The organism is Micromonospora olivasterospora (assembly GCF_007830265.1).
GTDB lineage: Bacteria > Actinomycetota > Actinomycetes > Mycobacteriales > Micromonosporaceae > Micromonospora > Micromonospora olivasterospora.
The window spans coordinates 3,043,049-3,056,018 of record NZ_VLKE01000001.1 but is presented as its reverse complement, the minus strand read 5'-3'; the positions used below and the strand labels follow the sequence as shown (position 1 = coordinate 3,056,018).

The 12,970-nt window shown below is 72.0% G+C and carries 15 protein-coding genes; 2 read left to right on the top strand and 13 right to left on the bottom strand.

The annotated features are described in order from the left end of the window. Positions 1–84: 84 nt before the first annotated feature. From JD77_RS14015 to paaA, 12 genes are all read right to left on the bottom strand, one after another. Positions 85–822, bottom strand: a complete 738-nt coding sequence (locus JD77_RS14015; protein WP_145774789.1) for an NADH-quinone oxidoreductase subunit C — start codon at positions 820–822, stop codon at positions 85–87. Next, positions 819–1,496 (bottom strand): NuoB/complex I 20 kDa subunit family protein, encoded by a 678-nt coding sequence (locus JD77_RS14010; RefSeq protein WP_145774788.1) that lies wholly within the window; start codon positions 1,494–1,496, stop codon positions 819–821. The genes JD77_RS14015 and JD77_RS14010 overlap by 4 nt, the downstream gene beginning before the upstream one ends. 13 nt (positions 1,497–1,509) lie before the next feature. After that, positions 1,510–1,875, bottom strand: a complete 366-nt coding sequence (locus JD77_RS14005) for an NADH-quinone oxidoreductase subunit A (protein ID WP_145774787.1) — start codon at positions 1,873–1,875, stop codon at positions 1,510–1,512. A 137-nt stretch (positions 1,876–2,012) separates the two neighbouring features. Then, positions 2,013–3,287: a geranylgeranyl reductase family protein gene (locus JD77_RS14000; protein ID WP_145774786.1), complete on the bottom strand. Its 1,275-nt coding sequence runs from the start codon at positions 3,285–3,287 to the stop codon at positions 2,013–2,015. Positions 3,288–3,421: 134 nt separating this feature from the next. After that, positions 3,422–3,649 (bottom strand): hypothetical protein, encoded by a 228-nt coding sequence (locus JD77_RS13995; RefSeq protein WP_145774785.1) that lies wholly within the window; start codon positions 3,647–3,649, stop codon positions 3,422–3,424. A 75-nt stretch (positions 3,650–3,724) separates the two neighbouring features. Further along, entirely contained in the window at positions 3,725–4,441 is a 717-nt protein-coding gene (locus JD77_RS13990) for a demethylmenaquinone methyltransferase (protein ID WP_145774784.1), read from the bottom strand. Between the two features lie 316 nt (positions 4,442–4,757). After that, entirely contained in the window at positions 4,758–5,948 is a 1,191-nt protein-coding gene (gene mqnC / locus JD77_RS13985) for a cyclic dehypoxanthinyl futalosine synthase (protein ID WP_145774783.1), read from the bottom strand. Positions 5,949–6,104: 156 nt separating this feature from the next. After that, a complete protein-coding gene (gene paaE, locus JD77_RS13980; protein WP_145774782.1) occupies positions 6,105–7,235 on the bottom strand; it encodes a 1,2-phenylacetyl-CoA epoxidase subunit PaaE in 1,131 nt (376 codons plus the stop codon). Further along, positions 7,232–7,708 carry a 1,2-phenylacetyl-CoA epoxidase subunit PaaD gene (gene paaD / locus JD77_RS13975; protein WP_145774781.1) on the bottom strand — a complete coding sequence of 159 codons (477 nt, stop codon included), beginning with the start codon at positions 7,706–7,708 and terminating at the stop codon, positions 7,232–7,234. The genes paaE and paaD overlap by 4 nt, the downstream gene beginning before the upstream one ends. Then, positions 7,705–8,430: a 1,2-phenylacetyl-CoA epoxidase subunit PaaC gene (gene paaC, locus JD77_RS13970; RefSeq protein WP_145774780.1), complete on the bottom strand. Its 726-nt coding sequence runs from the start codon at positions 8,428–8,430 to the stop codon at positions 7,705–7,707. Before paaC ends, paaD begins: the two co-directional genes overlap by 4 nt. Beyond that, positions 8,427–8,714 (bottom strand): 1,2-phenylacetyl-CoA epoxidase subunit PaaB, encoded by a 288-nt coding sequence (gene paaB / locus JD77_RS13965; RefSeq protein ID WP_145774779.1) that lies wholly within the window; start codon positions 8,712–8,714, stop codon positions 8,427–8,429. Before paaB ends, paaC begins: the two co-directional genes overlap by 4 nt. Next, positions 8,711–9,775 carry a 1,2-phenylacetyl-CoA epoxidase subunit PaaA gene (gene paaA, locus JD77_RS13960; protein ID WP_145774778.1) on the bottom strand — a complete coding sequence of 355 codons (1,065 nt, stop codon included), beginning with the start codon at positions 9,773–9,775 and terminating at the stop codon, positions 8,711–8,713. The genes paaB and paaA overlap by 4 nt, the downstream gene beginning before the upstream one ends. A gap of 369 nt (positions 9,776–10,144) precedes the next feature. Between paaA and JD77_RS13955 the strand changes: the two genes are divergently transcribed. Both JD77_RS13955 and JD77_RS13950 read left to right on the top strand, forming a co-directional pair. Further along, on the top strand, positions 10,145–11,137 hold the full coding sequence (locus JD77_RS13955; RefSeq protein WP_145774777.1) for a hypothetical protein: 993 nt from the start codon (positions 10,145–10,147) through the stop codon (positions 11,135–11,137). Further along, on the top strand, positions 11,137–12,093 hold the full coding sequence (locus JD77_RS13950) for a serine hydrolase (protein WP_145774776.1): 957 nt from the start codon (positions 11,137–11,139) through the stop codon (positions 12,091–12,093). Before JD77_RS13955 ends, JD77_RS13950 begins: the two co-directional genes overlap by 1 nt. A gap of 9 nt (positions 12,094–12,102) precedes the next feature. On the opposite strand, the gene JD77_RS13945 is transcribed toward JD77_RS13950, so the two are convergent. Next, on the bottom strand, positions 12,103–12,954 hold the full coding sequence (locus JD77_RS13945; protein WP_145774775.1) for a menaquinone biosynthetic enzyme MqnA/MqnD family protein: 852 nt from the start codon (positions 12,952–12,954) through the stop codon (positions 12,103–12,105). Between the last annotated feature and the right edge of the window lie 16 nt (positions 12,955–12,970).

Here is a 12,970-nt window from a genome sequence, read left to right as displayed (position 1 = left end):
AGTTCTCAGCCCGCGACTGCGGGGCTCGCTTCGCTCGCTCCTCGCGCAGGCGACTGGGGCTCCGCTTCGCCGCACTCCTCGCGCTCACTGGTAAGACCTCCGACGGTCCGGCGGGGGAATCTCAGCGCCCTTGTACTCGACCGGGACGCCGCCGAGCGGGTAGTCCTTGCGCTGGGGGTGGCCCTCCCAGTCGTCCGGCATGAGGATCCGGGTCAGGCTGGGGTGGCCGTCGAAGACGATGCCGAACATGTCGTACGTCTCCCGCTCCTGCCAGTCGGCCGTGGGGTAGACGCCGGTGACGCTCGGCAGGTGCGGGTCCTCGGCGGAGACCGCGGCCTCCAGCCGGACCCGGCGTCGGTACGTCATCGAGGTGAGCTGGTAGACCACGTGCAGCCGCCGCTCGTCGGCGCCCAGGTAGTCCACCCCGGACACCGAGGAGCACAGCTCGAAGCGCAGCGCGAGGTCGTCCCGCAGCACCTGGCAGACCTCGGCGATCCGCTCCGGGCGGACGTGCAGGGTCAGCTCACCCCGGTCGACGACGACCTTCTCGATCGCCTCCCCGAACTCCGGGTACGCCTCCTCCAGCGCGTCGCGGACCTCGTCGAAGTAGCCCCCGTACGGCCGGGGGGTCTCCTCGACCGGCTTGCGCGGGCGGACCAGGCCGCCGAACCCGGAGACGTCGCCGGTGCCATGGATGCCGAACATGCCGCGCCCGGCCGGGCTGGCCGGCGGGTGCTCGGCCGGCGCGCCGCTGCTGGCGCCGGCCGGCGTCACCGGCACCGGCAGGCCGCCGGTGTTCGGCTTGTCGGAAGGTGCGGTCACTTGATGCCCCCGTACGGGTGGAGGTGGTTCTGGGCCTTCATCCAGTTCTCGATCCGCAGCTGCTCCTCACGCCCCTCGCGGACGGCCTTGGTCCACTCGGCGCGGCGGGCCTTGTCACTGCGGTACGACGACGGCATCGAGCCGTACGGGACGACCGGAACGTCGCCGCGGGCCTGGCGGGCCTCCAGCATCTTGCGACCGTTCGGGCCCAGCGGCTCGTGCATGACCTTCTCGCGGAGCTTGAGGATCGCGTCGATGAGCATCTCCGGCCGGGGCGGGCAGCCCGGAAGGTACATGTCGACGGGCACGATGTGGTCGACGCCCTGCACGATGGCGTAGTTGTTGAACATGCCGCCGCTGCTGGCGCAGACGCCCATCGAGATCACCCAGCGGGGCTCGGCCATCTGGTCGTAGATCTGGCGCAGGACGGGGGCCATCTTCTGACTGACCCGGCCGGCCACGATCATGAGGTCGGCCTGCCGGGGCGAGGCGCGGAACACCTCCATGCCCCAGCGGCCCAGGTCGTAGTGCGGGCCACCGGCCGCCATCATCTCGATGGCGCAGCAGGCCAGGCCGAAGGTGGCGCCCCAGAAGGACGTCTTCCGCGACCAGTTGACCAGCTTCTCCACGCTGGTGAGCAGGACGCCGGCCGGGAGCTTCTCCTCGATGCCCATCTGAGTACCTCCCTCAGTCCCAGTCCAGGCCGCCGCGGCGCCACACGTAGGCGTACGCGACGAAGACCGCGACGATGAACAGGACCATCTCCACGAAGCCGAAGATCGGCAGGGCGTCGAAGGAGACCGCCCAGGGGTACAGGAAGATGATCTCGATGTCGAAGACGATGAAGAGCATCGCCGTCAGGTAGAACTTCACCGGGAACCGGCCGCCCCCGACCGGCTGCGGGCTGGGCTCGATGCCGCACTCGTACGCCTCGAGCTTGGCCTTGTTGTACCGGCGCGGGCCGGCGAAGCGGGCGGCGGCCACGGAGAACAGCGCGAACGCCGCGGCGAGGGCGAACAGCCCGATGATGGGTGCGTAAGGCGAGAGCGTCATGGTCGTCTCCTGCTCGTCCTTCCCTGCCCTCGGCGGTGGTTGGCCAAAATCACACTATTCACGTCCCTCACGATCACCGTCGGCGGGGGTCGATCTCGCAGGTCGCGGTGGTCGTCGACCTGCGGGCCGGGGGTGGTTCACACCGCTGGCGCCGCCTTCGTCATCGCGTTGATGACCCGGTCCATCGCGTCCCCGCCGCGCGGGTCGGTCAGGTTGGCCAGCAGCTTGAGCACGAAGCGCATCAGCGCCGGGTGCGGCATGCCGTGCTTCGTCGCGATCCGCATGATCTCCGGCCGGCCGATCAGCTTCACGAAGATGCCGCCGAGCCGGTAGTAGCCGCCGAATCGCGCCTTCAGCTCCGTCGGGTACGCCATCAGCGCCCGCTCCCGCTCGGCGCCGGCCGGGCGGGCCAGGGCCTGCACCGCGACCTCCGCGGCCAGCTCGCCCGACTCCATCGCGTACGCGATGCCCTCGCCGTTGAACGGGTTCACCATGCCGCCGGAGTCGCCGACCAGCATCGCCCCACGGGTGTAGTGCGGCACCCGGTTGAAGCCCATCGGCAGCGCCGCGCCGAGGATCGGACCCTCGGCGTTCGCCTCGTCGGTCATTCCCCAGTCCTCGGGGGTGTTGGCCAGCCAGTCGGTCAGCAGTCGCCGGTAGTTGGTCTTGCCGAAGGCGGAGGACGAGTTGAGCACGCCGAGGCCCACGTTCACCCGGCCGTCGCCGAGGCCGAAGATCCAGCCGTACCCGGGCAGCAGCGCGTCGCTGCCCTTGCTGCGCAGTTCCAGCCACGACTCCAGGTAGTCGTCGTCGTGCTTCGCGGGCGAGCGGTAGTAGCGCCGGACGGCCACGCCGATCGGCCGGTCCTCGCGCTTGGTCAGGCCGAGGGAGAGCGGGAAGCGTCCGGAGACGCCGTCGGCGGCGACGACCAGCGGGGCGCGGAAGGTGCCGGGCTCCCTGTCCGGACCCACCTCGGCCTCCACGCCGACCACCCGGCCGGCGGCGTCGAGCACCGGGCCGGTCACGTTGACGCTGGTGCGCAGCTTCGCCCCGGCCGCGACGGCACGCTGGGCGAGCAGGTCGTCGAAGTCGAGCCGGGTGCGGACCAGCCCGTAGTTGGGGAAGCTCGCGAGGTCGGGCCAGTCCAGTTCGAGGCGGATGCCGCCGCCGATCACGCGCAGGCCGCGGTTGCGCAGCCAGCCCGCCTCGGGCGAGGTGTCCACGCCCATCCGGATCAACTGGCGGACGGCGCGCGGGGTGAGCCCGTCGCCGCAGACCTTTTCCCGGGGGAACTCGGTCTTCTCCAGCAGCAGGACCCGTACGCCGTGCCGAGCCAGGTGGTACGCGGTCGCCGAGCCACCGGGGCCGGCGCCCACGACGATCACGTCGGCGTCGTTCTCCACCGCGGTCATCTGCGCCTCCTCCCGTACGCTCGTGAAATGCTTCACAAGCCAGTCGGGTGGAGTCTATGACCGGCGTTACATTCCCGCCGGGTTAGGCGGCCCTAACTTGCCGAGGTGAGAGCCGCCAAGGTCCACACCGGGCGTCAGTGCGGGGCGTGCGCAGGGCCGCCGAGGCCGGCATCGACGCGGATCGCCTCCGGCAGGTGCTCCCGCAGCGCCCCGCCGGCCACCCGGTCCAGCGCCGCGAGCACCTCCGCGACGACCTGGCGGACGTCGGCGGGATCTGCGCCGGCCAACTCCTTCAACTGGGCGACGAGTTCCGCGGCGTCGTCGTCCGGCGCCGAGCCGAGCCCCCGGTCCACTCCCGTCATACCCGGAGCTTAGGGGCAAAGTGGACGAATTTCCGCGATTCGCAAAAATCCGGCGAAAGGGCGTCGCGGGCGGGATCAGCTCCCGTCCCGGACCGCGCGGTGCAGGGCGACGATGCCGCCGCTCAGGTTGCGCCAGGCCACCTGGCTCCAGCCGGCCGCGCCGACCCGCGCCGCCAGGGCCGGCTGGTCGGGCCACGCGCGGATCGACTCCGCGAGATAGACGTACGCCTCCGGGTTGCTGGACACGGCGCGGGCGACCGCCGGCAGCGACCGCATCAGGTACGACAGGTAGACCGTCCGGAACGCGGGGTTGACCGGGGTGCTGAACTCGCAGACGACCAGCCGGCCGCCGGGCCGGGTGACCCGGGCCAGCTCGCGCAGCGCCGCGTCGGTGTCGGCCACGTTACGCAGGGCGAAGGAGATCGTCACCGCGTCGAAGGCGCCGTCGGCGAACGGGAGCCGCAGCGCGTCCCCGGCCAGCAGCGGCACCGCCGGGCGGCTCCGCTTGCCGGCGTACAGCATGCCGAGGGAGAGGTCGGCGCCCACCGCGTACGCGCCGGACTGCGCCAGCTCCTCCGTGGACACGCCGGTGCCCGCGCCGACGTCCAGTACCCGCTCGCCGGGGCGCAGCCCGAGGGCGGCCCGGGTGGCCCGCCGCCAGAGCCGGTCCTGACCGAACGAGAGGACGGTGTTGGTCAGGTCGTAGCGCTCCGCCACGCCGTCGAACATCGCGGCGACCTCGTGCGGCTGCTTGTCCAGGCTGGCGCGCTGGCCCTGCGGGGTACGGCTCACCCCTCCCACTCTGCCAGTCGGCCGCCCGCCGACCGGCGTCGGGTGCCGTGACGAAGGTCGCGGGGGCGGGACGGTCGCCCGTCCCACCCCCGCCGTGGTGCGTTATGTGGACGGCCCCCACGGACCGATGGAGGACTGGTGCTCAGACCATGACGCCCGGGAGGTTAGCGATCGGGGGTGAACCGCGCGACCCCCGAAAGGGATGAGACGCACACCACGTCCGACTGGCCGAGCAGAACTGTCCGGAACGCCGACCCGGTCACCGCCCGACCGGCCGGCGCGCGATCACACAGGGTACCGTCCCGCGCGCGTGGCGTCAGCTGACCTCGACCAGCGGCAACGACTTCCCGACCCCACCGCCTGGGAGTGCGATCGAGGAGAAGTGCGAGACCACGCGGTCGTCGCTCGGGTCGTCGGCCGGCGTGTGGTGCACCGCGAGTCGGTTGTACAGGGTGTCCCGCTGGGCGGGGACGCGGTCGGCCGAGCGGATCATGCCGATCAGCTCGTGCAGGTTGGAGCGGTGCCGGGCGCCGGCCGAGGAGATGACGTTCTCCTCCAGCATGATCGAGCCGAGGTCGTCCACTCCCATGTGCAGGGCGAGCTGGCCCGCGTCCTTCCCGGTGGTCAGCCAGGACGCCTGCAGGTGCGGCACGGTCTCGAAGAAGAGCCGGGCCACCGCGATGAGCCGCAGGTACTCCAGGGTCGTGGCCTGCGTCCGCCCCTTGAGGTGGTTGTTCTCCGGCTGGTACGTCCACGGGATGAACGCCCGGAAGCCCCCCGTGCGGTCCTGCACGTCGCGGATCATGCGGAGGTGCTCGATCCGCTCGGCGTTCGTCTCGCCGGTGCCCATCATCATCGTGGCGGTCGACTCCAGGCCCTGGCGGTGCGCCAGCTCCATGACCTCCAGCCACCGCGCGCCCGACTCCTTCAGCGGCGCGATCGCCGTGCGCGGGCGGTCCGGCAGCATCTCGGCACCGGCGCCCGCGATCGAGTCCAGCCCGGCCACCTTGATCCGCGCGATGGCCTCGTCCAGGCTCACCCCGGAGACCTTGGCCATGTGCAGGATCTCGCTGGGACCGATCGAGTGGATGGCCAGCTGCGGGTACGCCTGCTTGACCGCGGAGAACAGCTCCTCGTAGTACTCCACGCCGTAGTCGGGGTGGTGCCCGCCCTGGAGCATGACCTGGGTGGCGCCCAGCTCGACCGCCTCGCCGCAGCGGCGCAGGATCTCCTCGGTCGGGTGGGTCCAGCCCTCGCTGTGCTTCGGTGCCCGGTAGAAGGCGCAGAACTTGCACGCCGTCACGCAGACGTTCGTGTAGTTGATGTTGCGGTCGATCAGGTACGTGACGATGTTGTCCGGGTAGCGCCGCCGGCGCACCGCGTCGGCCGCCTCGCCGAGCGCGTGGAAGGGCGCCTCGGTGTAGAGCAGCAGCGCCTCCTCGGGCGTGATCCGCCCGCCGTCCGCGCCGCGCTGCAGGATGTCGTCGATCTCCCGGCTCACCGTCACGCCCCCGAGAGTACGCCGATGAGGCCGCGTGCCCGTTCCGGGTACTAGCGCGTGTGAGGCGCGTCGGGGCGCGGGTGATCAAGAAGTTTGCGTCAGCGGGCCGCGGAATCCTGACGCAATCCTCTTGATCACCGCCCCCCAGGTGCGCATGACCGGCTAGGCGTCGTAGTCGACCGTCAGGGTGTCGGTGACCGGGCTGGACTGGCAGGTGAGCACGTAGCCGGCCGCCACCTCGTCGGGCTCCAGGGCGTAGTTGCGGGCCATCGTCACCTCGCCGTCGACCACCTTCGCCTTGCAGGTCGAGCAGACGCCGCCCTTGCAGGCGTACGGCAGCTCGCCGCGCACCTTCAGCGCCGCGTCCAGCACCCGTTCCTCGCGGCCCATCGTGAAGCGCGACGAGCGGCCGTCCAGCACGATGGTCACCTCGGCCCCGGCGCCGGGCTCGTCCGCCGGGCGGCGGACCGGCTCCGGTGGCGCGTCGACGTGGAACAGTTCGGTGTGCACGGTCGCGTCCGGCACGCCGCGCCCGGCCAGCACCGCCTTGGCGTCGGCCACCATCCCGTACGGGCCGCAGAGGAACCACTCCTCGATCGCGTCCCCCGGGACGATGCTGTCCAGCAGCCGGCTGAGCCGGTCGGCGTCGATCCGCCCCGAGAGCAGCGGCGACTCGCCCTGCTCGCGGGAGAGCACGTGTACGAGGTGCAGCCGGGTCGGGTACCGGTCCTTCAGGTCGGCCAGTTCCTCGGCGAACATCACCGAGTTCGCCGTGCGGTTGCCGTACACGAGGGTGAAGGTGCTGGCCGGCTCGACGGCGAGCGCCGTGGCGACCAGCGCGAGCACCGGGGTGATCCCGGAGCCGGCGGCGACCGCGCCGTAGTGGCGCACCCGGTCCGGCGCGAACGCCGTGGTGAAGTTGCCGAGCGGGGGTAGCACCTCGACGGTGTCGCCGCCGCGCAGCGCGCCGCAGGCGTACGTGGAGAAGGCACCGCCGGGGACCTCCCGCACCCCGATCCGCAGCCGTCCGTGCCGGGCCAGCTCGTCCGGCGTGGAGCAGATCGAGTACGACCGCCGCACGTCCTCGCCGGCCGCACCGGCATCCCCGGCCGGGTCGGCCGGACGGCGCACGGTCAGATGCTGGCCGGCGCGGAACGCGAACGCCGCCCGCAGCTCCTCCGGCACGGCGAACGTGATCGCCACGGCGTCGGCGGTGAGCCGGTCGACGGCGGCGACGGGCAGCGGGTGGAACGCCGGCCGGCGGCGGACCGGGCGGGTGATGGTGACAGTCACAGCGCCTTCAGGTGGTCGAAGGGTTCGGAGCAGGCGCGGCAGCGCCAGAGGGCCTTGCACGCGGTGGAGCCGAACCGGCTGACCTGCTCGGTTTCCGGCGACCCGCAGCGCGGGCAGCGGACGGCCAGGGTCAACGGCACGACGTTGCCCGCCTGGGCGGGGGCCGGCGGGGCGATGCCGCCGGCGGCGAGCTTGGCCCGCCCGGACGCGGAGATCCAGTCGGTGCTCCAGGCCGGGGCGTGGACCGTGCGGATCTCCGCGTCGGGGTGACCGGCCGCGGCGAGCGCCCGGCGGATGTCGGCGCGGATCACGTCCATCGCCGGGCAGCCGGTGTACGTGGGGGTGATCGTCACGACGACCCGGCCGGTGGCCGGGTCCTCGTCGACGGACCGGAGGATGCCCAGCTCGTCGATGGTGAGCGCCCGGATCTCCGGATCCACCACCGCCGCCACGGCCTCCCTCGGGTCACTCACCACTCGGCCCCGGGGTGGGCGCGGTGCAGCACCTGCATCTCGGCCAGCAGGTACGACAGGTGCTCCGTGTGCACGCCGTCCCGCCCGCCGGCGGGGGCCCAGCCGTCCGCCGGCCGGGGCAACGTCGCCTCGGCGAGGACCGGCGCGACGGTCGCGTCGAACGCGGCCCGCAGGGTCGCCGGGTCGACCGGCGCCCCGGACCACGGCGCGAACAGCTCGTGGACGTACGGCCAGACCTGGTCCAGGGCCGCCCGCATCCGGCGGTGCGACTCCTCGGTGCCGTCGCCGAGCCGCTTCACCCACAGCGAGGCGTGGTCGAGGTGGTACGCCGACTCCTTGCGCGCCTTGGCGCCGATCGCGGCGAGCCGCTCGTCGGCGCAGCCGGCCAGCGCCGTGTACAGCGGGAGCTGGTACGCGGACAGGAGGAACAGCTTCGCCATGGTCACCGCGAAGTCGCCGTTGGGCAGCTCGACCAGGAGGCAGTTGCGGAAGTCGCGGTCGTCGCGCAGGTACGCCAGCGCGTCCTCGTCCCGCCCGGCGCCCTCCAGCTCGCCCGCGTACGTCAGCAGCAGGCGCGCCGCGCCGAGCTGGTCGAGGGCGATGTTCGCCAGGGCGACGTCCTCCTCCATCTCCGGCGCGCGGCTGGTCCACTCGGCGAGGCGCTGCGCCGCGATCAGCGCGTCGTCGCCGAGGGCGAGGGCGAGGGCGAACGGGCCGTTCACAGGTGGGCCACCCCGTCCGGCACCTCGTAGAAGGTGGGGTGGCGGTAGACCTTGTCGGCCGCCGGGTCGAAGAAGGCGTCCTTCTCGTCGGGGCTGGACGCGGTGATCGCGCCGGCCGGCACCACCCAGATGGAGACGCCCTCCTGGCGGCGGGTGTAGAGGTCGCGGGCGTTGCGCAGGGCCAACTCCGCGTCGGGGGCGTGCAGGCTGCCGACGTGGGTGTGCGACAGGCCGCGCCGGGCCCGCACGAAGACCTCCCACAAGGGCGACGGTTCCTTGGTCATGCCGCCACCTTCTCCTTGTTCCTCTGCTTCGCCGCGTACGTCGCGGCGGCCTCGCGTACCCAGGCGCCGTCGTCGTGGGCGCGGCGGCGGTGCTCCATCCGCTGCCGGTTGCACGGCCCGTCGCCCTTGATCACCCTCATCAGCTCGTCGTAGTCCGGCTGGGTGTAGTCGTACGACTGCCGCTCGTCGTTCCAGCGCAGGTCGGGGTCGGGCAGGGTGAGGCCGAGGATCTCGGCCTGGCCGACACACATGTCGACGAAGCGCTGGCGCAGCTCGTCGTTGGAGAAGCGCTTGATCTTCCAGGCCATCGACTGGGCGGAGTGGGTCGAGTCGCCGTCGGGCGGCCCGAACATGGCCAGTGACGGGTACCACCAGCGGTCCACCGCCTCCTGGGCCATCGCCTTCTGCGCCGGGGTGCCGTGGGCGAGAGTGTGCAGGATCTCGTAGCCCTGCCGCTGGTGGAACGACTCCTCCTTGCAGACCCGGATCATCGCCCGCGCGTACGGCCCGTAGGAGCAGCGGCAGAGCGGGACCTGGTTGACGATCGCGGCGCCGTCGACCAGCCAGCCGATCGCGCCGACGTCGGCCCAGGTGAGGGTCGGGTAGTTGAAGATCGAGCTGTACTTCTGCCGGCCCTCGATCAGCAGCTCCACCAGCTCGTCCCGGCTGACGCCGAGGGTCTCGGCGGCCGCGTACAGGTAGAGGCCGTGCCCGGCCTCGTCCTGGACCTTGGCCAGCAGGATCGCCTTGCGCTTGAGCGAGGGCGCCCGGCTGATCCAGTTCCCCTCCGGCTGCATCCCGATGATCTCGGAGTGCGCGTGCTGGGCGATCTGCCGGATCAGCGTCTTCCGGTACGCCTCCGGCATCCAGTCCCGGGGCTCGATCTTCTGGTCGGCCGCGATCACGTCGGCGAAGTACGCCGCCAGGTCGGCGCCCGGGTCGGGGCCGCCGCCGCGCTGCCGGGCCGCCGCCTCGCGCAGGGCAGCCTCCGCCGCCTCCACCTCGCCGAGCAGGCCGCCGCCGGGCGCGTCCTCCGGGGCGGGGAAGTCGTTGCCATACATGACAGCAAGTGTTACAGCTCGCCACTGGCGACACCAGAGGAGTGTCACAGGATTCCGGAGACGATCTCGAATTCGGGCCCACCGATACACCCCCTGGCAGGCGCCACGCAGGCTGTGGCATGGATCACTTTTTGAAGGAGATTCACCCCAAGGCAGGCGTAGCGGGCCATTATCCCGCCTTCGTACCAAGTTGCCGGGCGTCGGGTACCTGGCGTCGGGGCGGTCCGGACGTAGACTTCTGCCCGTCACTGATCGGCTGCCGGCGATCGCCAGCCGACCGGAGGTCACCTCCCCCGGCCTCGGCGACCCGCCGACCATCACGGACAACAGCCGGCTCCCCCGGCCCGGACATCTGGAGTTCACCCACTCATGCGACCTCGCGTGGCCATGGTGCTCGCCGTCGTGGCGGTCCTGCTCGGTGGCGGCATGCTCGTTCCCGCCGCGTACGCGCGCCTCGCCGGCGACGACAGCGGCGGCAGCGGGGGCGGCGCGGGCGGCGCGGGAAGCGTGGCCGCCCCGGAGCCGACCGCCCCGCCGCCGCCGACCCTGGCCGCCGCCCCGGTCTCGGTGAGCTTCTCCGGCGAGTTCTTCGGCTGGGCGCTGATGGACCGGGCGACCGGCGCGATCTCCGGTTCGAAGAACATGGCCTCGACCAGCTCGACCGAGTCGATGATCAAGGCCTGGATCGTCTCGGACTACCTGCGCCAGCTCGGCGACAAGGAGCCGCCGGCCAGCCTGAAGAAGGACGCCAGCCTCGCCATCCGTGACAGCAACGACGACGCGGCGAACCGGGTCTTCACCGCGGCGGGCGGATCGTACCGGGACGTACCGCCGAACGGCCAGCCGGGGCGGGTACTCAAGCGGGCGATCACCATCTGCGGCCTCACCGACACCAAGCGCGGCATCGTTCCGACGTACGAGGGCTACTGGAGCTTCACCCGGATGTCCCCCCGGGACGCCGTCCGCCTCGGCGACTGCATCGCCGACGGAAAGGCGGCCGGGCCGAAGTGGACCAGGTGGGTGCTCGACGAGATGAGCAAGGTGCGCGGGAGCGTCAAGGAGCAGCAGCTCAAGTCCGGCGGCGGCAAGTGGGGGATCGTCGACGGCCTGCCCGCCGAGATCAAGGCCCAGGGCCCGGTCAGCATCAAGAACGGCTGGACGCCGTTGAACTACGACGGCAACTGGCACGTCAACTGCCTCGCGGTCACCGAGAAGTGGAGCCTCGCGGTAATGCTGCGCTACCCGCAGAGCAAGGGGCTGTCGTACGGCGCGAAGGTCTGCGCCAGCGTCGCCACCCAGCTCGTCACCCCGCAGCCCGGCGCCGCGCTCAAGGTGCCGCAGCAGCCGATCGGGAAGCTCTGATGGCGGGCAACCGGCGGGACAACCGCGCGCGGCGCGAGGCGTCGCCGCTGCGGTTGATCGTCGTCGCCGCTGTCCTGATCGCGCTGGTGCTGGTCTCCCTGCGGCTGCTGCCGGGCTCCCCGCTGGCGTCGGACGCGACTGCCCGGTGGGGCAAGCCCGCCGTCCCGGCCGCCCGGTCGACCGACGCGCCGGCGGACCGCGGCTCGCGGCCCGCCACGTCGCCCAGCCTGTCGCCGACGCCGTCGCCGGAGCCGCTGCCGTTCGCCGACAAGCAGCTCGACCTCGACATCGAGGGCTGGTACGCCTGGAGCGTCCTGGACACCCGCACCGGGGAGATCTTCGGCTCGGAGAACATGGACGAGACCAGCACCACCGCGTCGCTGATCAAGTCCTGGATCGTCGCCGACTACCTGCGCCGGGCCGCCGACGCCGGGCAGACGCCGAGCGACGCGAAGCTGGCCGACGCCACGAAGATCATCCGGGACAGCGACAACACCCGGGCCGAGCAGTTCTACAACTCCGTCGGCCGGTCCGCGTCGATCAAGCGGCTGATCTCGATGTGCGACCTGACCGACAGCAGCCCGGCCGCCGACGGCGGCTGGAGCCGGACGAACCTCTCCCCCCGGGACACCGCCCGCCTCGGCGCCTGCATCAAGGACGGTCGGGCCGCCGGCCCGAAGTGGACCAACTGGCTGCTCAACGAGATGCGGCTCGTCCGCGGGGCCGGTGACTTCGGTATCCGCAAGGCGTTCCCGGCCGCCGAGCAGAAGAAGATCGCGATCAAGAACGGCTGGATCGACCGGACCAGGGAGCAGGAGATGCACATCAACTGCCTGGCCATCGGCGACAACTGGACGATGGGCGTGATGGTCCGCTACCCGATCGACATGGGCTACGAGTACGGCATGGAGAACTGCGAGAAGATCGCCGAGGCGGCGCTCCGCTCGACGACCTGACGCCGCGCGTCAGCCCGCGAAGAACTCCGGGCCGCCCTCGGGCAGGGCCGGCGCCTCGCCGATCTCGGCAGCCCGGCGGGCGAACTCCCGCAGCCCGGCCACCTGCCGCTCGCCGAGCGAGAAGTCCAGCGTCCGGAAGTACGTGGCCAGGGTGTCCGCGTCGAACGGCTCCCACCGGGCGCCCGCCTCGGCCACCTGGTCCAGCTCGGCCAGACAGAGGTCGCGGGAGCGCAGGAACGCCTCGTGCACCTCCTTGACCAGCCCCGGGTGGGCGGCGGCGAAGTCGCGGCGTACCGCCCAGACGGCGAACACCATCGGCAGGCCCGTCCAGTCCCGCCACGCCTGCCCGAGGTCGGTGACCTCCAGCCCGCGCCGGGGCGCCTCGTAGAGCGCCCGCAGCGCCACGTCGCCGATGAGCACCCCCGCGTCCGCCTCCAGCAGCATCTGCGTCAGGTCGGGCGGGCAGCGGAAGTACTCCGGGTTGACCCGGTACCGCTCGCCGAGCAGCAGCCGGGCCAGGAGCACGCCCGTCCGCGAGGTCGAGCCGAGGGCCACCCGGGCGCCGTCCAGCTCGGCCAGCGGCCGGGTCGACACCACGTTGACCGAGAGCACCGGGCCGTCGCTGCCCACCGCCAGGTCGGGCAGGAGCAGCAGCTCGTCGGCGTGGCGCAGGTACTCCACGTGCGAGATCGGCCCGATGTCGAGGTCGCCGGCGACGAGCGCGGCGCTGAGCCGGTCCGGGGAGTCCTTGTGCAGATCGACGTCGATCAGCGCGCCGGACCGCATCAGCCCCCAGTAGATCGGCAGGCAGTTCAGGAACTGGATGTGTCCGACCCGGGGACGGGCAATGCGGTCAGCCATGCCGCGACCGTATCTC